The organism is Pseudomonas azotoformans (genome assembly GCF_900103345.1).
Classification (GTDB): domain Bacteria; phylum Pseudomonadota; class Gammaproteobacteria; order Pseudomonadales; family Pseudomonadaceae; genus Aquipseudomonas; species Aquipseudomonas azotoformans.
This window is the reverse complement of the sequence record NZ_LT629702.1, coordinates 3417415-3442481: the sequence shown is the minus strand read 5'-3', so window position 1 is coordinate 3442481 and position 25067 is coordinate 3417415. Positions and strand designations below refer to the sequence as shown.

Genomic DNA, 25067 nt, shown 5'->3' with positions numbered 1-25067 from the left:
CAATCTAATGTGGGAGGGGGCTTGCCCCCGAAAGCAGTGTGTCAGTCAACAACGATGTTGAATGTGCCATTGCCATCGGGGGCAAGCCCCCTCCCACGTTTTATTGTATTTCAGTCAAGGTTTGCCGGCGCCTGGGCGATACATCTTGAACAGTGCCTCCGGCCCCAACTGGAAGTAATCCGCCGGTCCGCCACCGCGCAAAATCGGCTCGGCGGCGGCGGTGTCGTAGATGCCATCCTTGAGCAGCCACTTGGCGATATGCACCGCGACCACCTCGCCGAGCACCAGCCAGCTTGGCACCAACTCTTTGTCGGCACGTTGCAGCTGAATGATTTGCGTCACCTTGCATTCGAACGACACCGGGCTCTCGCCCACTCGCGGTACACCAACGATCTTCGAGGCCACCGGGGTCAGCCCGGACAATTCGAATTCATTCACGTCCGGTGATACCGGGGCACAACTCTGGTTCATCTGCTCGGCCAACGGGCGGGTGGCCAGGTTCCACACAAACTCGCCGGTCTGCTCGATATTGTTCAGGCTGTCTTTGCGCCCGACGCTGGAGAATCCAATGATCGGCGGAATGTAGTTGAACGCATTGAAAAAACTGTAGGGCGCCAGGTTCAGGCGACCTTCGTTGTCATGGGACGAGATCCAGCCGATCGGCCGTGGACCGACGATGGCATTGAACGGGTCATGGGACAGGCCGTGGCCGTTGGCGGGTTCGTAGAAATGGATATCGTCTGGCATGGCCGGGGTTCCTGCAGTGGTCGTCGATGAAGTGGCCATACTATGGAATTTTCATTCGTCGCCCACCTATTTTTCACAGCTCCACCGTCAGTCTGCGCCCACTGTCGACAACCCAATAAGTCGGCCTATTGAGAGACTGAGCTTTGGAGCCTTCCCCCTTATGAATAAACTTCCTCAGATCACCCTGGCGTTCTGGGTCATGAAAATCTGCGCGACCACCCTGGGCGAAACCGCCGGGGATTTGCTGTCGATGACCCTCAATGTCGGTTATGCCATCAGTTCGATGATGCTGATCAGCGTGTTCCTGATCACCCTGGTGACGCAACTGCGCTCGAAAACCTACAACCCGGTGCTGTACTGGATCGTGATTTTGTCCACTAGCACCGCAGGCACCACGATGTCGGATTTCATGGACCGCACCTTGGGGCTGGGTTATGCCGCGGGCTCCATGATCCTGATCGCGATCCTGATGATCATCTTCGCGTTGTGGCACCTCAGCGGCGATTCGCTGAACGTGAACAAAGTGCAGACCTTCCGGGGGGAGTTGTTCTACTGGATGGCCATCCTGTTCTCCAACACCTTGGGCACCGCGTTGGGCGATTTCCTGGCAGATGACTCAGGGCTGGGTTTTGCCGGCGGCGCCTTGTTGATCGGCTCGGCGATTGCGGCGGTGGTGGCACTCAAGTACTTCACCAAAATTTCTTCGGTGCTGTTGTTCTGGGTGGCGTTTGTACTGACCCGGCCGTTCGGTGCGACCTTGGGTGACTTCCTTACCAAGCCCCATGAAAAGGGCGGGTTGGACTTCGGCACCATCGGTTCGTCGGCAGTGTTGGCGGCGGTGTTGGTGGTGATGATTGCGGGGGCGTCGTACGCGCAGCGGCGGTACGGACGTAAGACGATCGCCGAGTTGTCCTGATTCAATCTGTGGGAGGGCTTGCCCCCTCCCACAGGGTTGACTGCAACTGACGTTTAGTCGGTGGTAATGCGCGAGTGCTTGCGGGTGTCCTTCATGGTCACGTAGACCACCAGCGACACCGCGATGCACGCCGTCACGTACCAGTAATAACCGGTTTCCATGCCGATGCTCTTGAACCACAGCGCGATGTATTCAGCGGTGCCGCCGAAGATCGACACTGTCAGCGCATACGGCAGGCCCACGCCCAGCGCACGGATTTCGGTGGGGAACAGCTCGGCCTTCACCACGGCGTTGATCGAGGTGTAGCCGCTGACGATGATCAGCGCCGCCATGATCAGGAAGAACGCGCCCCACCAGGTCTGGATGGTGTGCAGGGTGGTGAGGATCGGCACGGTGAACAGCGTACCGAGGATGCCGAAGGCGATCAGGATCGGGCGCCGGCCGATCTTATCCGACAGCCCGCCGACGATGGGTTGCAGGCACATGAACAGGAACAGCGTCGCCGCCGAGATGGTGGTGGAGTCGGAAATGCTCATGCCGACGGTGTTCACCAGGTACTTCTGCATGTAGGTGGTGTAGGTGTAGAACGCCAGCGTACCGCCCATGGTCAGGCCGACCACGGTCAGCAGTTCCTTGGGGTGGCGCATCAGGGTGCGCATCGCGCTTTCCTTGGCCTTTTCCTTCTTGGTGAACGACTCGGTTTCTTCCATGCCGCGCCGCAGGTACAGCGCAACCACTGCGCACAGGGCGCCGATGGCGAACGGGATACGCCAGCCCCAGGCATACAGTTGCTCGGTGGTCAGCAGTTGTTGCAACACGATCAGCACCGCCAGGGCGATGAGTTGACCGGAGATCAGGGTCACGTACTGGAAGCTGGAGTAGAAACCACGACGTTCCTTGGTCGCCATCTCGCTGAGGTAAGTGGCGGAGGTGCCGTATTCGCCGCCGACCGACAGCCCCTGCAGCAAGCGGGCAAAGACCAGCAGGATCGGCGCACCGATACCGATGATTTCATAGCCCGGGCTCAGCGCAATCAGCAGCGAGCCGAAGCACATCAGGTAGACCGAGGCCATCAAGGCTTTTTTACGGCCGACCTTGTCGGCGTACAGGCCCATCAGCCAGCCACCGATCGGGCGCATCAGGAAGCCCACGGCGAAGATCGCGGCGGTGTTGAGCAGTTGGGCGGTGGTGTCGCCTTTGGGGAAGAAGGTCTTGGCGAAGTACAGCGAGAAAGCGGCGTAGACGTACCAGTCGTACCACTCGACCATGTTGCCGACGGAACCACTGAAAATCGATTTGATGCGGCTGGAGGTAGTGCGCTCTTTCGTCGGCGCGGCCGCCGACCCCAGAGGCAGGGCGTTGGAGTTATCCATTGAAGGATCCTTCATCTAGTTGTTTTTATGGAGCGGCGCGTGCGCAGCCTGGCTCGAGCTATAGCAGGAGCTGTGCCAGGTGGATGAAGGCCCGGTCTAGAAGGGTTTGGGGGATTTTTTGAGCGGAAAGTCGCTGATGATTTTCAGGGGGTGAGCGGAAATCCGCTTATGGCTGCGGTCCTCATCGGGGGCAAGCCCCCTCCCACACTTGAGCGTGTTCACAAATCAAAATGTGGGAGGGGGCTTGCCCCCGATAGCGGACTGCCAGTCAACACAAGGATTCGCCTAGAGAAACATCTCCCGCAGCAGGCCATGCCGCTGCATCTTCTCATTGAAGGTACGACGCGGCAGTTGCAACTCGGCCAGTACTGCCTTGATATCGCCTTTGTGTCGGGTCAGCGCGGCTTTCAGGCAGTGGGCTTCAAAGGCCTCTTGCTGGGCGGCCAGGGACTGTCCGGCCTCGATGCCTTCCGGTTCCGGGTCGCCAAGGCCCAGCACCTGGCGTTCGGCGACGTTGGCCAACTCGCGCACGTTGCCCGGCCAGTCATGGCTGAGCAAGCGTCCCAACTGCGCGCCGCTCAATGGCTCGACGCTGCGGCCCAGGCGTTCGGCGGCACTCTGTGCGAAGTGATCGAACAGCAACGGGATATCTTCGCGACGCTCACGCAGGGGCGGCAGGCGCAATTGCGCGACGTTCAATCGATACGCCAGGTCTTCGCGAAAGCGCCCGGCGCGGGCTTCTTCCAGCAGGTCCGGCTTGGTGGCGGCGATGATGCGCAGGTCCACGTGGATGCTCTGGTTGGAGCCCAGCCGTTCCAGCTTCTGCTCCTGCAGCACACGCAGCAGTTTTACCTGCTGGGCCAGGGGCATGCTTTCGATTTCATCGAGGAACAACGTGCCGCCGTGGGCGTATTCCAGTTTGCCGATGCGCTTGCCCTGGGCGCCGGTAAACGCGCCGCTTTCGTGACCAAACAGCTCGGCCTCGAACAACTGCTCCGGGATCGCCGCGCAATTGAGCGCTACAAAAGGCTTCTTGGACCGAGGGCCGAAATCATGCAGGCAGCGCGCGACCATTTCCTTGCCGCTGCCGGTCTCGCCACGGATCAGTACGTTGACCGGCAGGCTTGCCAGGTCCAGCACCTGGCGACGCAAGGTCTGCAAGCTTCGGGACACGCCCAGCAGTGTCGATTCCAACTGCGCCCGATGATCGGCCTGCTGATGCAGGCGACGGTTTTCCAGGATCAGCCCGCGCTTGTCCAAAGCACGACGCAGGCTGTTGAGCAGGGCATCCGGGCTGAAGGGTTTTTCGAGGAAGTCGTAGGCGCCATCGCGCATGGCTTCGACCGCCATCGGTACATCGCCATGGCCGGTGAGCAGGATCACCGGCAAATCGGCATCCCGGCGCCGCACTTCGGCCAGCAGTTCCAGGCCGCTGAGCCCCGGCATGCGCACGTCGCTGAGGATCACGCCGGGGAAATCCCTGGGCAGTTGCGCCAGGCATTCTTCGGCGCGACTGAATAGTTGCACCTCAAAGCCTGACAGGCTCAACCATTGCTCGACAGCCGTGCGAATGCTGGCTTCGTCATCGACCACAATCACCGCGTTCAACATAGGTCGGGCGTCTCCAGCGCGATGGGCAGGGTCAGGGTAAAGACTGCACCGTCGCCGCGGTTGCCGGCGATCAGGCGACCGCCCAATTCGTGCACGATAGCGTAGGACACCGCCAACCCCAAGCCGAGCCCGTCACCCACCGGCTTGGTGGTGAAGAACGGGTCGAACACGCTGTTCAGGTGCTCTTCGGCAATCCCGCCGCCGCTGTCGCTGACCGTCAACTGCCAGAGTTGCTGATCGGCGTGCAGGCGGATTTCCAGGCGTTTGCGCGGTTTGTCGGCCATGGCGTCGAGGGCGTTGCGCAGCAGGTTGATCAGCACCTGCTCCAGGCGGATGGCATCGCCGCGCACCCAGGCGGGTCGGGTCAGGTCCAGCACCACACCGATGGCTTCATCGCGCAGGCGTGCGTCGAGTAGATGCAGGGACTGGTCGACCACGGTGGCCAGGTCCAGGCGTTCGCGCAGGCCACTCGGGCTTTTGCGCGCGAAGGTCTTGAGGTGGCCGGTGAGAGCGGCCATGCGCGTGAGCATATCGTCGAGCGGCGTGAGGGCTTTGTAGGCGTCGTCGATACGGCCGTGGTCCAGCAGCAGGCGTAAGGTGGCCAACTGCATGCGCTGGGCGGTGAGCGGCTGGTTGATTTCGTGGGCGAGGGCGGCAGACATCTGCCCCAGCGCCGCCAATTTGGCCGATTGCACCAGGCCATCCTGGGCGGTGCGCAACGCCTGGGTGCGTTCTTCCACCAGTTGCTCAAGCTCCTCGCGACTGCGCTGGCGCAAGCGGGCCAGGCGCCAGCGTTGGGTCAGGAACAGGACCAGGAACACCAGCGCCAGCCAGGAGCCGGCGGCAGCCAGGCCAGCGTTACGTTGATCTTCAAAGGCGAACTGAGGCTTGCGCAGCAAGTGCAGGGTCCAGCCTTCGGCTTTCAGCGGCAAGGACTCCCAGATGTAATTGGCATTGCCGTCCGGGCCGTTGACGCGCATCAGGTGGCTGTTTTCGTCAAAACGCTGCAGGGTCTGGGTCTCCAGCGCCTGCAATTGTTTTTTGTCGTATTGGCGGGTGGCTTTCAACTCGGCGAGGTCGTTGGCGGACAACGGTCGCAGGTTGCGATAACGCCAGCCGGGCTGGTTGGCGATAAACACGATGCCACGCGCATCGCTGACCAGTAGCAGGTCATTGCCCTGGGCCCACTCGCGTTCGAGCTCGGGGAACTCCAGCTTGACCACCATGGCGCCGAGGAACTGCTCGTGTTCATCCAGCACTGCGCTGGAGAGGAAATACCCTGGAATCCCGGTCGTCACACCCACCGCATAAAAACGCCCGGTGCCCTGGCTCAAGGTCTGGCTGAAGTAAGGCCGGAACGCATAGTTATGCCCTACATAACTGCTCGGCAGGTTCCAGTTGCTGGCGGCCACCGCCAGGCCGGTGCGATCCATCAATTCCAGGGTGGAGGACTGCGCGGCGCCATTGATGCGTTCGAGCTTGCGGTTGAGCACGTCCTGGGTGGCGGCGTTCAGCGGGCCTTTCAGCGCGCTGATCATTTCCGAGTCCAGCGCCAGCACGGCGGGTAGCGCGCGGTAGCGTTCGATCAGGGTGTGCAACGAGTTGGCATAGAGTGCAAGTTGCTGATTGGCACGGGCGGCATCGTCCACCAGGGCCTGGCGTTCGGCGTGGCGAGTGGCCAGGGCTGCAGCCAGCAGGGCACCGGCGATGATCAGCAGGGAATAGAAGGTCAGACGCAGGGGGCGGGGAATCGCGATCATACGGTGATGGGCAGGCACGGTAAGGGGAGTGCACCATAGCATGCACGACGTTTATGTTGGGGAGCGGCGCTGTTGTGGCAAGCCCGCTCGCCACAACAAACCCAGTGGTCACAGAAGGCCCAGAGGTCACAACCGCCGCGTTTTCCACAGGCCATAAAAAAGGCGACTGAGCCATGGGCCGCAGTCGCCTTTATGTTTGGAGTGGAAGCGCTTATTGCACTTCTACCGCCAGGCTTTCACTGATCTTTTTCTGCCAGATCGCAGGACCGGTGATGTGCACGGATTCGCCCTTGCTGTCGACAGCAACGGTCACCGGCATGTCCTTCACGTCGAACTCGTAGATCGCTTCCATGCCCAGTTCGGCAAACGCGACAATACGCGACTTCTTGATGGCTTGCGCCACCAGGTAAGCAGCGCCGCCGACGGCCATCAGGTACACGGCCTTGTGGTCCTTGATCGCTTCGATCGCAGTCGGGCCGCGTTCGGATTTGCCGATCATGCCCAGCAGGCCGGTTTGCTCAAGGATCTGACGGGTGAACTTGTCCATCCGCGTCGCGGTGGTCGGGCCAGCCGGGCCAACCACTTCTTCGCGTACCGGATCAACCGGGCCGACGTAGTAGATGAAGCGACCTTTGAGGTCCACCGGCAGGCTTTCGCCCTTGTTCAGCATCTCGACCATGCGCTTGTGCGCGGCGTCGCGACCGGTGAGCATCTTGCCGTTGAGCAACACGGTTTCGCCCGGCTTCCAGCTCTGTACTTCTTCCGGGGTCAGGGTGTCGAGGTTGACGCGACGGGCCGACGGGCCGGCTTCCCAGACGATTTCCGGGTAGGCGTCCAACGGTGGCGCTTCCAGCGACGCCGGGCCAGAACCGTCGAGCACAAAATGCGCGTGACGGGTGGCGGCGCAGTTGGGGATCATGCACACCGGCAGGGACGCGGCGTGGGTCGGGTAGTCCATGATCTTCACGTCGAGCACGGTGGTCAGGCCACCCAGGCCCTGGGCGCCGATGCCCAGCTGGTTGACCTTCTCGAACAGCTCCAGGCGCATCTCTTCGATACGGTTTTGCGGGCCGCGCTTTTTCAGCTCGTGGATGTCGATGGATTCCATCAACACTTCCTTGGCCATCACTGCGGCTTTCTCGGCGGTGCCGCCGATGCCGATACCCAGCATGCCCGGTGGGCACCAGCCGGCGCCCATGGTCGGAACGGTCTTGAGCACCCAGTCGACGATCGAGTCGGACGGGTTGAGCATGGCCATTTTCGACTTGTTCTCGGAACCGCCGCCCTTGGCCGCCACGTCCACTTCCACGGTGTTACCCGGGACGATGGAGTAGTGGATCACGGCCGGGGTGTTGTCCTTGGTGTTTTTACGGCTACCTGCCGGGTCGGCCAGGATGGATGCACGCAGGACGTTTTCCGGCAGGTTGTAGGCGCGACGCACGCCTTCGTTGATCATGTCGTCCAGGCCCATGGTGGCACCATCCCAACGCACGTCCATGCCCACGCGCACGAACACGGTGACGATACCGGTGTCCTGGCAGATCGGGCGATGGCCGGTGGCGCACATGCGCGAGTTGATCAGGATCTGGGCGATGGAATCACGGGCCGCTGGCGATTCTTCGCGCAGGTAGGCTTCGTGCATGGCCTGGATGAAATCCACGGGGTGGTAGTAGGAAATGAATTGCAGGGCGTCGGCAACGCTCTGAATCAGGTCGTCTTGCTTGATCACGGTCATGAGTCGCGCTCCTCTATAAGGGAACATTCAATAAAGGTGGGCCCAGTGTTGCATCGGTCGGCTGGGTCCACCTTTCCAAGGCACGCCAAAGTGGTGCAGGCGCGACGCTAAAAAGGCGCGGCAGTATAACCCGGCGCGGTGGCCGATACACCCGACTATGGTCATGAATGCCTGGCTCGATTGGGTAGTAGGAGCGAGCTTGCTCGCGAAAAACTTGAATTTGATGGGTTTTGTCAGGCACCCCGCGTTATCGTTGGCGATCTTCGCGAGCAAGCTCGCTCCTACAGGTGAACGTTAAATGCCTGAACTGTACGTCGGCGAACGCCATTGGTCGGTAACCACCGGCAGCAACCTGCTGGATGCCTTGAACCAGGCGGGTGTGGCCGTGCCTTACAGTTGCCGAGCCGGCAGTTGCCATGCCTGCCTGGTGCGTTGCCAGGGCGAGGTCGAAGACAAGCAACCCGAGGCCTTGAGCCCGGCGCAGCGCCAGGACGGCTGGCGGTTGGCCTGCCAGTGTCAGGTCAGCGGTGACCTGCGGGTTGAAGCGTTTGACCCGGCGCGTGACGGCTTGCCGGCGCAGGTGGTGGGTGTCGATTGGCTGAGCCCGACCGTACTGCGCCTGCGCCTGCAACCGGAGCGAGGTTTGCGTTACCGGGCCGGGCAGCATCTGGTGCTGTGGGCGGGGCAGGTCGCGCGGCCTTACTCCCTGGCAAGCCTGCCCCAGGACGATCCATATCTGGAATTTCATCTCGATTGCCGTTTGCCGGGCGAATTCAGCGATCTTGCCCGGCAGTTGCAGGTGGGTGATCGGCTGCGCCTCGGCGATTTGCGCGGCGGCGCGTTGCAATATGACCCGGACTGGCAAACAAGGCCGCTGTGGCTGCTGGCGTCCGGCACTGGGCTGGGACCGTTGTGGGGCGTGTTGCGTGAGGCGCTGCGTCAGGATCACCAGGGCGCCATCCGCGTGATTCACCTGGCCCATGATGCCGAAGGCCATTACCTGGCCGAACCCTTGGCGCAGTTGGCTGCACAGCATCCAAACGTATCGGTGGAACTGTGGACGGCGGCGCAGGCGACCCAGGCATTGGCGCAACTGCGGCTTGTTTCGCGGCAAACGCTGGCCTTACTCTGCGGACACCCGGCCAGCGTCGAGGCGTTTTCCAAGCGCTTGTTCCTGGCGGGGTTGCCGCGTAATCAACTGCTGGCCGATGTGTTCCTGCCACGCGGTTGAGCGCTGAATTTTCCAGCCGCGAGAATCGCCATGACCGATGCCATCCAACAGTTGCGCGAGCGCGGGCTGCTGATCCTGCAGCTCAATCGCCCCGACAAGAAGAACGCTCTGACCCGCGCCATGTACACGCAATTGGCCGAGGCACTGGAGCACGCCGATGCGGACGCGGATATCCGCTGCGTGCTGATCCAGGGCAGCAGCGAGTGCTTCACGGCCGGCAACGACATCAGCGATTTTCTTGAACAGCCGCCCAGTGACCTCGACAGCCCACCGTTTTATTTCATGAAAAGCCTGCTCAACTGCCGAAAGCCCGTGATTGCCGCGGTGGCGGGCGCTGCCGTGGGGATTGGCACAACCCTGCTGCTGCATTGCGATCTGGTGTACATCAGCCACGATGCACGGTTGCGCATGCCATTCGTCAACCTGGGGCTGTGTCCGGAGTTTGGGTCCAGCCTGATTTTGCCGAGGTTGCTGGGGCACGCGAAAGCCGCCGAATTGCTGCTGCTGGGCGAGGGATTCAGCGGCGAACAGGCCGCGGCGTGGGGGCTTGCCACCGAAGCGCTGGGCAGCGGTGATGCGGCGCTGGCCAAGGCGCGTGAAATGGCCGAGCGTTTTGAGACCCTGGCGCCGGGGGCGGTGCAGGTGACCAAGCAGTTGATGAAGAGTGTGGATCGTGAGCAATTGCGCCAGGTGATCGAGGAGGAGGGCGCTTTGTTCACCCAACGGTTGAAGTCGCCTGAGGCGATTGCGGCGCTGTCAGCGTTTATCACCCGGCGATGAACGTGTGGTGGTTGATCGGGCTTCATCGGGGGCAAGCCCCCTCCCACTTTTGATCGGCGGCGCGGTCAAACGGTGGGAGGGGGCTTGCCCCCGATGAGGTTCTTTGGCATCACACAACCGCTTCCCTGAAATGCAAAAAGCCCCACCATTCACATGGCGGGGCTTTTGTTTTTCAGCGTGTCACTCAGACCTGCGGGTCGCCCACGTGCAGGATCTTCATGCCATTGGTGCCACCGGTGGTGTGGTAGCTGTCGCCCTTGGTCAGGATGACCCAGTCGCCTTGCTCCACGACGCCGCGTTTGACCAACTCGTCAATTGCCTTCTGGCTGACTTCGTTCGGTGCCAGCGAAGCCGGATCGAACGGAACGGTGTACACGCCACGGAACAGCGCTGCGCGAGCCTGGGCTTCACGGTGCGGGGTGAACGCGTAGATCGGCACCGAGGAACGGATGCGCGACATGATCAACGGCGTGTAGCCACTTTCGGTCAGGGCGATGATCGCTTTCACGCCCGGGAAGTGGTTGGCGGTGTACATGGCGGCCAGGGCGATGCTCTGGTCACAGCTTTCGAACTCTTTGCCGATACGGTGGCTGGAGGTCTTGCTGGTCGGGTGCTTTTCGGCGCCGAGGCAGATACGCGCCATGGCCTGCACGGCTTCCAGTGGGTACGGGCCAGCGGCGCTTTCAGCCGATAGCATCACAGCGTCGGTGTAGTCGAGCACGGCGTTGGCCACGTCGGACACTTCGGCGCGGGTCGGCATCGGGTTCTGGATCATCGACTCCATCATCTGGGTCGCCACGATCACCGCTTTGTTGTGGCGGCGTGCGTGCAGGATGATCTTTTTCTGGATACCGATCAGCTCGGCGTCACCGATTTCCACGCCCAGGTCGCCACGGGCAACCATCACCGCATCGGAAGCCTTGATCAGGCCGTCGAGGGTTTCGTCGTCGGCCACGGCTTCGGCGCGTTCGATCTTCGCCACCAGCCAGGCGGTACCGCCGGCTTCGTCGCGCAGTTTGCGGGCGTATTCCATGTCGGCGGCGTCGCGCGGGAAGGACACGGCGAGGTAGTCCACTTCCATTTCGGCGGCGAGCTTGATGTCAGCCTTGTCTTTTTCAGTCAGGGCCGGTGCCGTCAAGCCACCGCCACGACGGTTGATGCCTTTGTGGTCGGACAGCGGGCCGCCGATGGTCACGGTGCAGATCAGCTCGGTGCCGGTGGCGGTGTCGACGCGCATGACCACGCGGCCGTCGTCCAGCAGCAACTCGTCACCGACGCCGCAGTCCTTGACCAGGTCCGGGTAGTCGATACCCACGACTTGCTGGTTGCCTTCGGTCAGCGGGTGGCTGGTGGAGAAGGTGAAGGTGTCACCGATCTTCAGCTCGATCCGCTTGTTGGCGAATTTGGCGATACGGATTTTCGGGCCTTGCAGGTCGCCCAGCAGTGCCACGAAGCGGCCGTGCTTGGCAGCCAGGTCACGCACCAGCTTGGCGCGAGCCTTGTGCTCGTCCGGGGTGCCGTGGGAGAAGTTCAGACGGGCAACGTCCAAACCAGCCAGAATCAGCTGTTCGAGGACTTCCGGCGAGTTGCTGGCCGGGCCAAGGGTGGCGACGATTTTGGTACGACGGACGGACATGCACAGACTCCTGAGTTCAAGCGCTGAGGAAGGCTACTATGCTCTTTCGTTGTAGTCATTGTTCGTTTGCACTACTTATCGATGATTGACTTGTTTTCGCTGCGGCTGAATACGAACATCCTTGAAGATTTTCGACGAGGGGTCGATACACTGCACAAGACAGGAGAACCCTCATGCGAATTTTGCTCGTTGCTGCCCTGGCCGTCAGTGTTGTCGGCTGCACCCGTTGGTCGATGGACCATCACTTGAACAATGCCTATCGTGCCTACAAAGTCGGTGATTGCGAGCGTGTCACCCTGGAATTGTCCCAGGTCGACCGTGAAAGCCGTACCCGGCGCTATGTGCAGCCGGAGGTCTCGATGTTGCGCGGGCAGTGCCTGGAACGGCAAAAGCTGTTCGTTGATGCGGTGCAGACCTATCAATTCATCATCAATCAGTACCCGTCGAGTGAGTACGCCTATCGTGCTCGTGCGAGGCTCGATACCTTGCAGCAGCTGGGGCATTACCCCGGTGCAAGTGTCGCCCAGCCGCGTCCCGCTTCGTTGTGATGATATTCGTCATTTCATAACTGGCCCGTTGCCAGTCTTGGGCTATCCTTTGGATGTTCGTTTGTACAAGTTTCCATGCAAACGAATGTGGGGCCCGGATTCGGTAGCTGTTCTGGCGGCGGACTATTGCCTGTTGTCGTACCGAGATCCATGGAGAGCGGGCGTTATTTGCTCGTTCCGAATCACTGGCACGGCCGCAGTTATGGCCACTGGATGGCGATCTCACCATGTTTACCGACCGACGGATCGAGCGGCATAAGCTACCTTATTTCCTGCAAGTTTTTAACCGTCTGACCGACAAACCCATCGGTTTCTTGGGGAATCTCTCGGAAGACGGGCTGATGTTGATCAGTCAATTGCCCATGATGGTCGACGTGGATTTCGAGCTGCGCTTGAAGATTCCGGGGGCTGACGGCACCTTCCATCCAATTGATCTCACGGCTACCTGCCTGTGGAGTCACGAAGATATCAACCCCCAGCATTACGACTCCGGGTTCAGTGTGCAGCAGGCCCCGGAGGAGTATGGGCAATTGATCAACGTGTTGTTGCAGTACTTCAGTTTTGATCCCTTGCAGGCTTCGGCCTAGCTACAACCTACTGTTGACCCGGTTCGGGGGCTGTATCCCCCTGCCGTGGTCGAGTGCTGTTTTTCAGCGCTTTTTCTCAGAACGTTCCGGCTTTCTTCCAGCCCAGGTAGCGTGTCACCAGCGCGGGGCCCAGCTCTGACGGCAAGGCGTCCAGCACCGACAAACCATGTGCAGTCAGGCGGTCGTGCAACTCATCCCGTGTATTGAGGTAGTCGACGGTGCCGCTGTAGGCCAGGGCTTCGGGCAAGGTTTGCACGGGGGCTTGACGCAGTTGGTCGAGTACTTCCTCGCGCAAGCTGGCCACCAGCACCTTATGTTGGCGGCTGATGCGTTTGACGGCAGTCAATAATGCTTCATCGTCCTCGTCCCGCAAGTTACTCACCACAATGACCAAGGCTCGACGCTTCTGCCGGGCCAGCAGTTGGCTTGCCGCCGCCTGGTAATCGGCAGTGCGTCGGGTGGTGTCCAGGTCGTACACCGCATTGAGCAACAGGTTCAACTGGCTACTGCCCTTGACCGGCGCCAGGTAGCGCGACTGGTCACCGGCAAAGGTGCACAGCCCCACGGCATCGCCTTGGCGCAAGGCAACATAGCTGAGCAGCAGGCACGCATTGAGGGCGTGGTCAAAATGAGACAGCTCGTCATCCTGGCTACGCATGCGCCGGCCGCAGTCAAGCATGAACACAATTTGTTGGTCGCGCTCATCCTGGTATTCACGGGCGATGGGGGTGCGTTGTCGGGCGGTGGCCTTCCAGTCGATCTGTCGCAGGCTGTCGCCTTCGCGAAACTCACGTAGTTGATGAAATTCCAGGCCCAGCCCGCGCCTTTGACGCTGACGAACGCCCAGTTGGCTCAACCAGTTGTCCACACCCAGCAGTTGTGCGCCGTAGAGCCTGGCGAAATCCGGGTAGACGCGGGTGGCGTCGCTCACCTCGATATAGCGTCGTGCTGACCACAGCCCCATAGGGCTGGGCAGATGCACTTCGCAGCGGCTGAAACTGAAATGCCCGCGCCGCAGGGGGCGAAGACGGTAACCCAGCTCGCTGCGTTCACCGGGATACAAGGTTATGGGTTGAGGCATGTTCTCTACGCTCAACCCGTCGGGGGCATGATCGAATACCTGCACCGTCAGCGGCTGTGGGAAGTCGTGGTCCAGGGCCAGGCGGATTTCGCCCCAGCGCCCCAGCGCCAGGCTGCCGGGCATCTGCCGTTGTACACGTGGAGAGGGGCGGCGATGCACCCGCATGGCGTCCAGCATGGCTAACAGCAGCAGCGCCAGGAGTAGTCCCCAAACGACTGAGTGCAGGGTGTCCGGTACTGTGAGCTGCAACGCTGCCGCAGTGCCCAGAAGGATGCCCAGGCCCAGCAATGCGCCGAGCCAGTTCAACAGCAGACGAGTCGGCTTCATGGCCGAGTCACTGCCGGGGTGCCGGAATCTGATCCAACAATTGCCTGAGCACCTGGTCGACCTCCAGCCCATCGATATCCAGTTCTGGTGCGATACGTACGCGATGGCGCAGTACTGCCAGGGCGCATCCCTTGATATCGTCCGGTGTGACAAATTCACCACCGCGCAACAAGGCGCGGGCGCGGGCGCCGCGGACCAGGTCAATTGAGGCGCGCGGTCCGGCACCGATCGCCAGCCCTGGCCAGCTACGTGTAGCGCGTGCCAGGCGCACGGCATAGTCGAGCACTTGTTCGTCCAGGGCAAGGTCACTGGCAACCTGCTGAAGTTGCAGCACATCTTCGGCCTGCAATACGGTGCGCAATGGATGTACAGCCAGCATGTCGGCGCGCGACGAGCGTGTGACTTCGCGCACCATGTCCAGTTCCTGCTGCGCGTCGGGATAATCCATGCGCACCTTGAGCATGAAGCGATCCAGTTCCGCCTCCGGCAGGGGGTAGGTGCCTTCCTGTTCGATGGGATTCTGGGTCGCCAGCACCATGAACGGTTGGCCGATGGGCAGTGCCTCGCCTTCGAGCGTGACTTGCCGTTCCTGCATGGCCTCAAGCAAGGCGGCCTGGGTCTTGGCCGGAGCACGGTTGATTTCGTCGGCCAGTAACAGATGAGTGAACACCGGCCCCTTGCGCAGCTTGAACTGTTCGGTGTGCAGGTCATACACGGCGTGGCCGGTGACATCGCTGGGCATCAGGTCCGGAGTGAACTGGATACGCGCGAAATCGCCCTCGAAGCAGCGTGCCAGGGCGCGCACCAGCAAGGTTTTACCCAGCCCCGGCACACCTTCGAGCAGCACATGGCCACCGGCGATGAGTGCGGTCAGGACATCGTCGATCACCGCGTCCTGGCCAATCACTGCCTTGCGCAACTCAGTGCGCAGGGCTTGGGCTTGCCCACTGGCGCGTTGCAGGGATTCGCTGGTCAAGGCAGTAGCGCTTGGGAAATCACTCATAAGGCATTCCTGAGGGTTTGCAGGCGCGCCACCTGCCGGCTGAAATCGGCGCTGGAAAGCCGTTTTGCCGGGAGTGGGCCAAGGGCCTGGTTGATGACGTAAGAAGGTTGGCGCGTCAGGTGTTCAAGCACCCTGCACTGTTCCGCGTTGTCGAGGTGTTCAAAGCCGGGGTGATGGCGTCGGGCCGCACGCAAGATATCGCGCTGCAAGGCCCGCAGCAGCGTGCCCTGGCCGCTGCGTCGCAGCAGGAACTCGGCACTGGCTTTCAGGTGTTCCTGCAATTGGCGGCGAGCGGGGGATGCAGGGGCCTGAATCGGGCCTTGACGTACGCCGGCCCGCCAAAGTCCCAAGGCGACGAGGGTCGTGAGTGCTACCAAGGCTTGGGGGAAATACCGCATCAGCAAGGTGAACAGGTCGTCGAAGTCGCTATTGAACAGCAACGTCACGGCAGTGCCCTGGTTCAGGTACCACAGTAGCCAAGCATTATCGTGCTTGCCGATGTCTGGGGTTTTCCACAGGTCGCTGTCCGTGATCACTGTGACGCTGCCTTCCCCGAGGTCGAGCTGCATCAGGTGGCTGGCCCTTGCGCTGTTGGCGGAAAACTGAGCCAGGTGCCTGGGGTCGGTGAGGTTGAAATCTGTGTCGAAACTGAAATAAGCCGGTGCGGTTTCATTGTCGACATAAAGCTTGGTCAGGTCCGGGGCTTTCTTCTTTGATGGCTTTTTGAGGGAAGTGGCAGGTTCTTCCGGTTCTTCACTCAACGTCTGGTGAATCTGCAGGCGATCGAGCAGCAGGTCACCGCTTTTGCCAGTCTCTTCATCCCACAGCGCCTCGGCGACCACCAGCAAATGACCGCCGGATCTGGCCCACCCCAGCAACTGTTCTATCTGGCGTGGCGACATGTTGCTGCGCTCGCCGAGCAGCAGCAGGCTGCTGCCCTTGGCGGGCAAGCTGCTCAGCTGTTTCAGACTATTGGCATGCTCTACGGTGAGGCCTTGTTGGCGTAGAAAGTGTTCGGCCGCCAGGTAAGGATTGGCCAGTGCCTCCGGCGAAGGACCACGATCCACCACTTCGTCATAGGGAATCGCCTTGCTCCACACGTAGTAACCGCTCGCTCCAAGCAGGCATGCCAGCAATAACCCCACCCACAGTAATGGACGATTCATCGGTTGCTCCCTAGGCTGAACAGGGCGCGCCAATCACTGCACAGTTTCTGCTGGGCAGAGAGCGGAGGGAGGCGGTGACCATAAGCGAGGTTTTGCCAATGACGGGTCAGCTCATCACTGAAGGCAAGCAGTTGTGGTTGCTGCAACTGCTGTACACGTGCCAGGACCTGGCCTTCGGTATCAGCACCTTTCAACGGCAAATTGAAGTCATGCAATAACCGGCTGAGCAGGCCTCGATACAGCAGGCCGAGAGCTTCCCTGGGGTGGTTGGCCCATAGGTGTTCGGCGGCGCCGGCAACGTCGGCGGGCAAGGTTTCGGTGCCCAGTTCAAGGCCGAACAATTGCGTGGGCAGCGGTTTGGCAACCTCTGTCTTACGCGGTCCGCGCCTGCTGACGAAGGTGCGCAACCACTCGCGATAGCGCCACGCGAGCATGATCAGGCTACCGATGAAAACGCCCCACAGCAGAACTTCCAAGCCTTGGGCGATGTGCTTGAAGGTATTGCTGTTGAGGTTGTCCAGCAGGGCCTTCAGCCAATCGGGAAGTTTGCCGTCACTGTGTGTTTTGTTTTTACCGGCTGGCTTTTCTTCGCCAAACCGATAACGAATCACAGTTTCCGGGTTTTTGAAGGGCGGTTTGTCCAGCAGCGATTTGATGGATTGGCTCGCGCTCGGAGTGCTCAGTGGCTTGGAGGGGCTGGAAGCATCGGCCATGACGGGAGGGCTTAGAGGCAGCAGCATCAGTCCGATCATCAGTAGGATCAGCGGCGCCGCATTGCTCAGGCGTTGACGAAGACGTCGGAAGACCAACTCCAGGTCCCAGGCTTCCAATACGGTGCGACGATTAAGGTAGAGGCTGAAGCCGCAGGCGACATAGATGGGTTCCCAAAATATCAGGAGCAAGGCATAGAACGCGTTGCCCAGGTGCTCCAGCCACAACCCTTCCGAGCTTGTCGCCAACAACAGGCGTTGCCAGTCCCAGTCCATCTCGAGGTTTTGCGGGATGAACAGATAGAACAGTGCCATGCAACCAAACCACAGGCCGATTTCAAGGTGCATCCCGATGATGGTTAGCCATCGTGCGGCGCCGGCATTGCGTTGCTGCAACACGCCCAGGCGTTTCTGGCGCGCCGGGCCGTCCAGGCCTTCGAGTTGGCTCACCGGCATTACAAAGCTGCGGCTCAGGCTGAGCCGTCGCCAGGTCAGGCTGGCCAGCAGTTGACCCTTGAGGAGGCGCGGCCACTGGCGCACAGCGTGCTTGATAGTGGGCGTTTCACCAAACAGGGCCTTGGACAGAATGTACAGCGGCAAGCGGTCGAAGGCCGGCTTGAGCCACCAGAACAGAAATATGGCGGTGGACGGATACTGCCACAGCAGGGCTGTAAGCAAGGCGAACACAGGTAGGGTGACCAATGCCCAACTGCCCATCAATAGCAGGCGATGCTCCCGTGCCATCAAGGCGCCAAGATCCATGGCTTCCCAGGCAGTACGCGGCCGGATGACCACACTGGCATCAGTCAGGCGCATGGCGATTCCTTCCGGCAAAGCCCAGGTAAGTGCCCACCAGCAGCCATAGAACAGCGCCCACCAGGTATTTGATCCACGGGGTTATCACGGTGGTGGATGACCAATATGCTTCGACGAAGGCTGCGATCAGCAGAAACAGCATGACACCGCACAGCATTCGCACGCTCTTGCGTGCAGCCAGCCGCAATGATTCACCACGGGTCAGTTGTCCAGGGGCGATCAGTGCCCACCCCAACTGCAAGCCTGCGGCACCGGCGAGGGCGATCGCGGTCAGTTCGAATGCGCCATGGCCGATGACGAATGACCAGAAGGTCTGGCCATAGCCGATCTCGGTCAGGTGACCGGAGACCGCACCGATGATGAGGCCGTTGAAAATCAGAAAGAACACGCTGCCCAGGCCGAACAATAAACCGGCGGCAAACGTCTGGAACGCGATACCGATGTTGTGCATCACGTAGTAGCCGAACATCATCCAGTCTTCACTTGATGCACGCTCGGCGGCGCGGCCCAGGCGGCTGGCATCAGGGTCGTACATGGCCTGCATCTCGGCCACCTGTTGCGGGCTGACGATGCTGTAGATCAGGTCGGGAAACAGGTAGACCAGCAGGGCAATACCCACCAGGCTGCCAAAGAACAGCATGCTGGCGATCAACACGAAACGCCACTGTTCCCGTACCAGCCGAGGAAAATCGGCGAGTACAAAGCTCAGCGCATTCGCCGCCAGTTGGCTGCGATGACGGTAGAGTTGTTGGTGGCCGCGCAGGGCCAGTTGTTGCAATGGGTCTACCAGGTAGCTGCTGTAGCCGCGTTCCTGGGCCAGGGCCAGGTGCTGGCACAGGCGTCGATATTGATGAGGGAAATCGGCCACGTCAGCGGCCTTGGCCTGGCCTTGCTCCAACTGGGTGAGTTGCTCGGCGAAGGCTTGCCATTGGCGCTGGTGACGGCTTTCGAAAAGACTCTGTTTCATGTCGGCCCCAGCAGGCCGCGGGCCACGCCATTGAGTTGTTCCGCAGCTCGGGCGGGGGATACCTGCAAGGGCGCGGCGAGAATCGAGGCCAATTCGTGAACACGCTCGGTGGACAGTTCCCCTTGGCGTTCCGCAAAACCAAGGATCGCCCGTTGTTCACTCAAATCCAGGGCAAAGGGCAAGCGCAGGGCTGTTGCTTGAGGAATCTGAGGCCGTACCAGCGGCTGTTCCCGGTAGATCACCAGTGTGCCGGCGGCCAGGTCGCCCAGGCGCTTGAAGTGGGGGTGCTGCAGGCAACTGATCACGCCAAGGCAGTAGCCGAACGGCAGCATGTCCACAAACCGCAGCAGGTTGCGGACCAGTGAAGCGGACCAGCCAATCGGAGTGCCGTCATCTTGTACGACACGCAGCCCCATAACCTGCTTGCCGGGTGAGCAACCCTGGTTGAGCACCTCGAACAGCACCATGTACCACCAACTGATCAGGAACAGCAGCAGCGCTCCCAGGCCGATCCCGACGTTGCCAAGCAAAGCCAATGGCACCAACAGAACGCCCATGATCACCCCGCGTACACCCAGGTCGAAGGCAAAGGCGAGCACGCGCGGCACCAGGCCGGCCGGACGCAGGGGCAGGTCGATGCCCTCCGGGGTCTCGATCTGGTAGCGGGTGTCCAATGGGGCTGACGGCATCGCGATCCTTGGCAGTGCAGAGTGGCTGGAAGACACGGATGCTAGCAGTGTCGGGGATGGAAGCAACCATTCAAGGTCTTGCTGGATGTTTGTACAGTCTATTTGGTGCTGGTCGCGGAAGCCTTTCAGCGCCTAGACTTTGTCGATCTTCAGTACAGGAACAGCCCGTGACCTCCATTTTCTGGTACGACTATGAAACCACCGGCATCAATCCGCGCAGCGATCGCCCGCTTCAGGTAGCCGGCATTCGTACCGACCTCGAACTCAACGAGATCGGCGCGCCGGTCAATCTCTATTGCCATCCCGGCGACGATATTCTGCCTCACCCCATCGCGTGTGCGATCACCGGAATCACACCTGCAATACTCGCGGAAAAAGGCTTGGCCGAGGCTGACTTCATGACTCGGGTGCACACTGAACTGGCCGCCCCAGGTACGTGCGGTGCTGGTTACAACACGCTGCGGTTTGATGACGAGATGACGCGCTACAGCCTCTATCGCAATTTTTTCGACCCCTACGCACGAGAATGGCAGGGCGGTAACAGTCGCTGGGATTTGATCGACGTTGTCCGCACGGCCTACGCCCTGCGCCCGGAGGGCATTGAATGGCCGCAGCAGGATGGGCGCGTCACGCTCAAGCTGGAGCGTCTGACCGAAGCCAATGGGATCGACCATGGTCAGGCGCACGATGCGTTGTCCGATGTGCGTGCCACGATTGCGTTGGCTCGGCTGGTACGTGAGAAACAGCCCAAGTTGTATGAATGGCTGTTTCAGCTGCGCAGCAAGCAACGGGTAATGGACCAGGTGCGTCTGCTGCAGCCGATGGTGCATATTTCCGGGCGTTTTTCTGCCGAACGTCATTACCTGGGTGTTGTGCTGCCGCTCGCATGGCATCCGCGTAATCGCAATGCATTGATCGTCTGTGACCTCGGACTCGATCCGCAGGGGCTGCTGGACCTTGATGCCGACGCCTTGCGCCAGCGCCTCTATACCCGTCGTGACGATCTCGCCGACGGTGAATTGCCGGTCCCCCTCAAATTGGTGCATATCAACCGCTGCCCCGTGGTGGCGCCCTTGAATGTGCTGCGCGCAGAAGATCGTGAGCGTCTGCACTTGGACATGAATATTTTTCAGGAACGGGCGCTGCGGCTAACTGACGCACCGGAACTTTGGCGCGATAAGTTGGCGGCCATTTACGCGCACGAAGACTTCACGCCGAGTTCGGATCCTGAGCAACAGCTTTACGACGGTTTTATCGGAGACCGTGACCGGCGTTTATGTGAACAAGTCCGGACCGCTGAGCCTGCGCAATTAGCGCGCCAGCAGTGGCCTTTTGATGACGAGCGTTTGCCTGAATTATTGTTCCGCTACCGAGCGCGCAACTTCCCCGATACGTTGAACAGCGAGGAGCAACTGCGCTGGAAACTGTTCTGTCAGCAACGTTTGTCGAGCCCGGAATGGGGCGCGCCGAATACCCTTGATGCGTTTAAACAGGCTCGGCTTGAGTTTGCTGTTAGTGCTACACCGTTCCAGTCTCAGGTGCTGGACCAATGGCAGGAGTATGCGGACTGTCTAGCGATCAGAATGAATCTGTAGTCGGTTTTCGCAGACTATGCGGACAATAAAAAACGCCAGCAAGCTGGCGTTTTTAATGTGTCACGGGTCAGGCGCAAACCTGGTGAGGCTTAGCCCAGCAGGGTAGCCCAGCCTTCAACCACGTCACCGCCCCACTTGGCTTTCCACTCTTTCAGCGTTTTGTGGTTGCCACCTTTGGTTTCAATCACTTCGCCGTTGTGCGGGTTTTTGTACTGTTTGACTTTGCGGGCACGCTTGGTACCGGTAGTTTTTACGGAGCCGCGTGGAGCTTTAACTTTCGACTCTGGATCCAGCAGCGCGATGATGTCACGCAGGGATTTGGAGTATTCACCCATCAGGGCACGCAATTTACCTTCGAATTCCAGCTCGGTTTGCAGTTTGTCGTCTTGGGACAGGTTCTTCAAACGGGCTTGCAGCTCTTTGATAGCTTCTTCGGTGGCACGGTATTCGTTGATCAGAGACATGTGGACTACCTTATGTAGAGCGCTGATTGACAGGGATAGTGGCCCAATAATAGTCAGGCGGTTTCCTCAAGTAAACATTTAAGCTCGCATTTATGTGAATTACTTTGAATGTTTGTAGCAATGCTATGCATTCGAGTTAATTACTAGGGCGTAGACCCAAAGATAATCTGCTTGGAAAAGCGGGAACAGCCGTGGTATGCCGCACAGGTTCATATAAGGGTGGTAAAACCATAGGCTATTAAGGGACAAGGCTGGGGCCGGCGATCAGAATAAACGTTAACGAATACTGCAGTTTTCCTGCGCAATCGCTAGAATGGCGGCCTTTGCGAAGTTCTGGAGTTTCCCCCTAATGCGCACTTTTCGGCTGGTGATTGCTTGCCCGGACCGGGTCGGCATCGTTGCCAAAGTCAGTAACTTTCTGGCCTCCCACAATGGCTGGATCACCGAAGCGAGTCATCACTCGGACAATCTCAGCGGTTGGTTCTTCATGCGTCACGAGATTCGTGCCGATTCGCTGCCTTTTGGTCTTGATGCCTTCCGTGACGCGTTTGCGCCGATCGCTGAAGAGTTTTCGATGACCTGGCACATCACCGACACCGAGCAGAAAAAACGCGTGGTGTTGATGGCCAGCCGCGAATCCCACTGCCTGGCCGATTTGCTGCACCGCTGGCACAGCGATGAGCTGGACTGCGAGATCGCTTGCGTGATCTCCAACCATGACGACCTGCGCAGCATGGTCGAGTGGCACGGCATCCCGTATTACCACGTGCCGGTCAACCCGCAGGACAAGGAACCGGCGTTCGCCGAGGTCTCCCGCCTGGTCAAGCAACACGAGGCTGACGTTGTGGTGCTGGCGCGCTACATGCAAATCCTGCCGCCGGAACTGTGCCGCGAATACGCCGGCAAGGTGATCAACATTCACCACAGCTTCCTGCCGTCGTTCGTAGGGGCCAAGCCTTACCACCAGGCTTCCCTGCGGGGTGTGAAGTTGATCGGCGCGACTTGCCACTACGTCACCGAGGAACTGGACGCCGGGCCGATCATCGAGCAGGACGTGGTGCGTGTCAGCCACAGCGACAGCATTGAAGATATGGTGCGTTTCGGCCGCGACGTCGAGAAGATGGTCCTGGCCCGTGGCCTGCGCTACCACCTGGAAGACCGCGTGCTGGTGCACGGCAACAAGACGGTGGTGTTCTGACCGACCTGTTGTGATTGAAGAATGAAGGGCCTGGGCGTTAAATCGTTCCAGGCCCTTTTTCTTTGCGCGCCTTTGAGGATTGAGCGATGAGTGATCCGTTGGACAAAGCCACGTCAAAAGCCCCGGCAACCTTAGGGGAGGGCTGTTTGAGCCGATATGACCCGGACGACCTGAGCAGTGAGGACGGCACCGAATTTCCCGGTGCCGCCGAGTTGTGGGAGCAAGAGCAGGCCAAGTCCGAGCCCGAGGACTCCTGATCAGATCCGGAAACTACCGACCAATTGCTTCAACCGTGCCGCTTGTTGCTCAAGGTCGGCACATGCTCGCAGCGTGGATTGCAGGTTTTCCACCCCTTCCTGATTGAGGGTGTTGATCTCGGTAATGTCCATGTTGATCGACTCCACCACTGAAGTCTGTTCTTCCGTGGCAGTGGCGACGGACTGGTTCATGCCGTCGATCTCGCCGATGCGCTGGGTCACGCTATTCAAGCGCTCGCCGGCCAGGTTGGCGATGTCCACGCTGTCGAGGCTGTGGCGCTGGCTGTCACTCATGGTGCTGACCGAATCCCGGGCGCCGACTTGCAGCTCCTCGATCATCTTCTGCACTTGCTGCGCGGACTCCTGTGTGCGATGCGCCAAGTTGCGCACTTCATCGGCAACCACCGCAAACCCACGGCCCGCTTCCCCGGCACGCGCCGCTTCAATGGCAGCGTTTAACGCCAGCAGGTTGGTTTGCTGGGAAATGCTGGTGATCACTTCGAGAATCTGGCCGATGTTCACCGTCTTGCTGTTAAGCGCTTCGATATTGCTACTGGACGCGCTGATCATCGCTGACAGCTGATTCATCGCCTTGATATTGCGCTCGACCACTTGCTGGCCGTCCTCAGCCAGATGCCGAGCATCGCTGGCCTGATGGGAAGCTTGCGCGGCATTGCGCGCAATTTCCTGAGCTGCGGCCCCCAATTCATTGATGGCGGCGGCGACGCTGTTGGTACGGTTGGCCTGCTCGTCGGAGTTGACCATCGACGAGTTGGATGCGCTGACCACCCGCAGTGCTACCTCATTCACCTGTTCGGTGGCTGAGGACACTTCGCGGATCGACGTGTGAATACGCTCCACGAAGCGGTTGAATGCGTTACCCAAGGTGCCGAATTCATCGTGATTCTGGATGGTCAGGCGGCGCGTCAGGTCCCCCTCGCCATCGGCGATGTCCTGCATGGCGCGGGTCATGACATGCAGAGGTTGCATCAGTACGCGGATCAGCATGCCCAGCAGGGCGATGATGATCACCACCGCAATCACCGTGGCGATGACCGCCGAGGTGCGGAATTCGCTGAGCATCGCGAAGGATTTGTCTTTATCTACTGAAATACCGAGGTACCAGTTCACCGAAGGCAGGCCCTTGATCGGTGTAAAGGTGACGATGTTGTCCTTGCCGTTGGCCTCGACTTCGCTGAAGTCTGCGCTGATCTTTGGCGTATTTTTCGGGTACACATCGGCCAGGGTCTTCATCACCAGGTTTTTATCCGGATGTACCAATACTTTGCCATCGGCGCTGACCAGAAACGCGTAGCCCATGCCGCCGAAGTTCAGCGCGCCAATGTTATCCACCAGGGTTTGCAGGCTCAGGTCGCCACCCACCACGCCGATGCTCTGAGTGCCTCGAGTGCTGGGGGTGGCCACGGAAATGATCAACTTGCCGGTGGCGGCATCGATATAGGGTTCGGTCAGGGTTGAGCCGTTGCTGCTCTGGGCGCCCTTGTACCAGGGCCGCACACGCGGGTCGAAGCCGTCCGGCATCTTGGTGTCGGGGCGGATGGTAAAGGCGCCCTGGCTGTCGCCGACGTAGGTCGCCATGAATGAGGACGTCAGGGTTTTCTGTTCCAGCAGGCCGGCAACTGCGGAAGACTCGGGGTTGATGGCGATGTTTTGTGCAGCGTTTTCCACCAGGGCAATACGCCCGCTCAGCCAGGTTTGAATATTGCTGGCGGTGACGTCGCCCATTTCATGCAGGTAATTGTTGAGGTCGTCGCGAATGGCGTTGCGTTGCAGGTAGTCGTTGTAGAGGGTAAACATCGCGAAAGCCGCGATGACAATAAGGGAGGCTGCAAGCAGGATTTTGTGGCTG

Annotated in this window: 21 protein-coding genes and 1 pseudogene; 7 read left to right on the top strand and 15 right to left on the bottom strand. The window is 60.2% G+C overall.

Going from position 1 to position 25067, the window contains the following annotated elements; all coding sequences use genetic code 11:
* Positions 1 to 114: 114 nt before the first annotated feature.
* Positions 115 to 747: a flavin reductase family protein gene (locus BLR69_RS15440; protein WP_071496504.1), complete on the bottom strand. Its 633-nt coding sequence runs from the start codon at positions 745 to 747 to the stop codon at positions 115 to 117.
* A 160-nt stretch (positions 748 to 907) separates the two neighbouring features.
* On the opposite strand from BLR69_RS15440, the gene BLR69_RS15435 reads away from it, so the two are divergent.
* The gene (locus BLR69_RS15435) at positions 908 to 1663 is read left to right on the top strand and encodes a COG4705 family protein (protein ID WP_071496505.1); all 756 of its coding nucleotides are present in this window, start codon (positions 908 to 910) and stop codon (positions 1661 to 1663) included.
* A gap of 53 nt (positions 1664 to 1716) precedes the next feature.
* On the opposite strand, the gene BLR69_RS15430 is transcribed toward BLR69_RS15435, so the two are convergent.
* The 4 genes from BLR69_RS15430 to BLR69_RS15415 form a co-directional block, all read right to left on the bottom strand.
* Positions 1717 to 3036 carry an MFS transporter gene (locus BLR69_RS15430; RefSeq protein ID WP_058423295.1) on the bottom strand — a complete coding sequence of 440 codons (1320 nt, stop codon included), beginning with the start codon at positions 3034 to 3036 and terminating at the stop codon, positions 1717 to 1719.
* Between the two features lie 285 nt (positions 3037 to 3321).
* On the bottom strand, positions 3322 to 4647 hold the full coding sequence (locus BLR69_RS15425) for a sigma-54-dependent transcriptional regulator (protein ID WP_071496506.1): 1326 nt from the start codon (positions 4645 to 4647) through the stop codon (positions 3322 to 3324).
* Positions 4641 to 6407 (bottom strand): sensor histidine kinase, encoded by a 1767-nt coding sequence (locus BLR69_RS15420; RefSeq protein ID WP_071496507.1) that lies wholly within the window; start codon positions 6405 to 6407, stop codon positions 4641 to 4643. The genes BLR69_RS15425 and BLR69_RS15420 overlap by 7 nt, the downstream gene beginning before the upstream one ends.
* A 211-nt stretch (positions 6408 to 6618) precedes the next feature.
* Complete coding sequence (locus tag BLR69_RS15415; RefSeq protein WP_071496508.1) at positions 6619 to 8142, bottom strand: fumarate hydratase; 1524 nt, start codon at positions 8140 to 8142, stop codon at positions 6619 to 6621.
* A gap of 298 nt (positions 8143 to 8440) precedes the next feature.
* Between BLR69_RS15415 and BLR69_RS15405 the strand changes: the two genes are divergently transcribed.
* Both BLR69_RS15405 and BLR69_RS15400 read left to right on the top strand, forming a co-directional pair.
* Positions 8441 to 9373 carry an iron-sulfur-binding ferredoxin reductase gene (locus BLR69_RS15405; protein WP_071496510.1) on the top strand — a complete coding sequence of 311 codons (933 nt, stop codon included), beginning with the start codon at positions 8441 to 8443 and terminating at the stop codon, positions 9371 to 9373.
* Positions 9374 to 9403: 30 nt separating this feature from the next.
* Positions 9404 to 10153 carry an enoyl-CoA hydratase-related protein gene (locus BLR69_RS15400; RefSeq protein WP_071496511.1) on the top strand — a complete coding sequence of 250 codons (750 nt, stop codon included), beginning with the start codon at positions 9404 to 9406 and terminating at the stop codon, positions 10151 to 10153.
* Positions 10154 to 10337: 184 nt separating this feature from the next.
* Here BLR69_RS15400 and pyk read toward each other — a convergent pair whose 3' ends face one another.
* Complete coding sequence (gene pyk / locus BLR69_RS15395; protein WP_071496512.1) at positions 10338 to 11789, bottom strand: pyruvate kinase; 1452 nt, start codon at positions 11787 to 11789, stop codon at positions 10338 to 10340.
* Positions 11790 to 11962: 173 nt separating this feature from the next.
* On the opposite strand from pyk, the gene BLR69_RS15390 reads away from it, so the two are divergent.
* Both BLR69_RS15390 and BLR69_RS15385 read left to right on the top strand, forming a co-directional pair.
* Positions 11963 to 12337: a tol-pal system YbgF family protein gene (locus tag BLR69_RS15390; RefSeq protein ID WP_071496513.1), complete on the top strand. Its 375-nt coding sequence runs from the start codon at positions 11963 to 11965 to the stop codon at positions 12335 to 12337.
* A gap of 227 nt (positions 12338 to 12564) precedes the next feature.
* Entirely contained in the window at positions 12565 to 12924 is a 360-nt protein-coding gene (locus BLR69_RS15385; RefSeq protein WP_071496514.1) for a PilZ domain-containing protein, read from the top strand.
* A 76-nt stretch (positions 12925 to 13000) separates the two neighbouring features.
* Here the strand turns inward: BLR69_RS15385 and BLR69_RS15380 are convergent, their stop codons facing one another.
* The 6 genes from BLR69_RS15380 to BLR69_RS15355 are packed head-to-tail and all read right to left on the bottom strand — an operon-like array spanning position 13001 to position 19683.
* Positions 13001 to 14332, bottom strand: a complete 1332-nt coding sequence (locus tag BLR69_RS15380) for a DUF58 domain-containing protein (RefSeq protein WP_071496515.1) — start codon at positions 14330 to 14332, stop codon at positions 13001 to 13003.
* A gap of 7 nt (positions 14333 to 14339) precedes the next feature.
* Positions 14340 to 15335 (bottom strand): AAA family ATPase, encoded by a 996-nt coding sequence (locus BLR69_RS15375; RefSeq protein WP_071496516.1) that lies wholly within the window; start codon positions 15333 to 15335, stop codon positions 14340 to 14342.
* Positions 15332 to 16501: a DUF4350 domain-containing protein gene (locus BLR69_RS15370; RefSeq protein ID WP_071496517.1), complete on the bottom strand. Its 1170-nt coding sequence runs from the start codon at positions 16499 to 16501 to the stop codon at positions 15332 to 15334. The genes BLR69_RS15375 and BLR69_RS15370 overlap by 4 nt, the downstream gene beginning before the upstream one ends.
* Positions 16498 to 18027 (bottom strand): DUF4129 domain-containing protein, encoded by a 1530-nt coding sequence (locus BLR69_RS15365; RefSeq protein ID WP_071496518.1) that lies wholly within the window; start codon positions 18025 to 18027, stop codon positions 16498 to 16500. Before BLR69_RS15365 ends, BLR69_RS15370 begins: the two co-directional genes overlap by 4 nt.
* Entirely contained in the window at positions 18014 to 18994 is a 981-nt protein-coding gene (locus tag BLR69_RS15360; protein WP_071496519.1) for a stage II sporulation protein M, read from the bottom strand. The genes BLR69_RS15365 and BLR69_RS15360 overlap by 14 nt, the downstream gene beginning before the upstream one ends.
* Positions 18991 to 19683: an RDD family protein gene (locus BLR69_RS15355; RefSeq protein ID WP_071496520.1), complete on the bottom strand. Its 693-nt coding sequence runs from the start codon at positions 19681 to 19683 to the stop codon at positions 18991 to 18993. The genes BLR69_RS15360 and BLR69_RS15355 overlap by 4 nt, the downstream gene beginning before the upstream one ends.
* Before the next feature lie 167 nt (positions 19684 to 19850).
* Between BLR69_RS15355 and sbcB the strand changes: the two genes are divergently transcribed.
* Positions 19851 to 21278, top strand: coding sequence for an exodeoxyribonuclease I (gene sbcB / locus BLR69_RS15350; protein ID WP_071496521.1), 1428 nt, complete (start codon positions 19851 to 19853; stop codon positions 21276 to 21278).
* A gap of 89 nt (positions 21279 to 21367) precedes the next feature.
* Here sbcB and mvaT read toward each other — a convergent pair whose 3' ends face one another.
* The gene (mvaT, locus tag BLR69_RS15345) at positions 21368 to 21742 is read right to left on the bottom strand and encodes a histone-like nucleoid-structuring protein MvaT (RefSeq protein ID WP_071496522.1); all 375 of its coding nucleotides are present in this window, start codon (positions 21740 to 21742) and stop codon (positions 21368 to 21370) included.
* Positions 21743 to 22091: 349 nt separating this feature from the next.
* Here mvaT and purU point away from each other — a divergent pair, with 349 nt between their 5' ends.
* The gene (gene purU / locus BLR69_RS15340; RefSeq protein WP_010208067.1) at positions 22092 to 22940 is read left to right on the top strand and encodes a formyltetrahydrofolate deformylase; all 849 of its coding nucleotides are present in this window, start codon (positions 22092 to 22094) and stop codon (positions 22938 to 22940) included.
* Between the two features lie 257 nt (positions 22941 to 23197).
* On the opposite strand, the gene BLR69_RS31555 is transcribed toward purU, so the two are convergent.
* Positions 23198 to 23962 carry a methyl-accepting chemotaxis protein gene (locus BLR69_RS31555; protein ID WP_371322068.1) on the bottom strand — a complete coding sequence of 255 codons (765 nt, stop codon included), beginning with the start codon at positions 23960 to 23962 and terminating at the stop codon, positions 23198 to 23200.
* 93 nt (positions 23963 to 24055) lie between these two features.
* Positions 24056 to 25015, bottom strand: a pseudogene (locus BLR69_RS31550) (HAMP domain-containing protein); the annotation flags it as partial.
* Between the last annotated feature and the right edge of the window lie 52 nt (positions 25016 to 25067).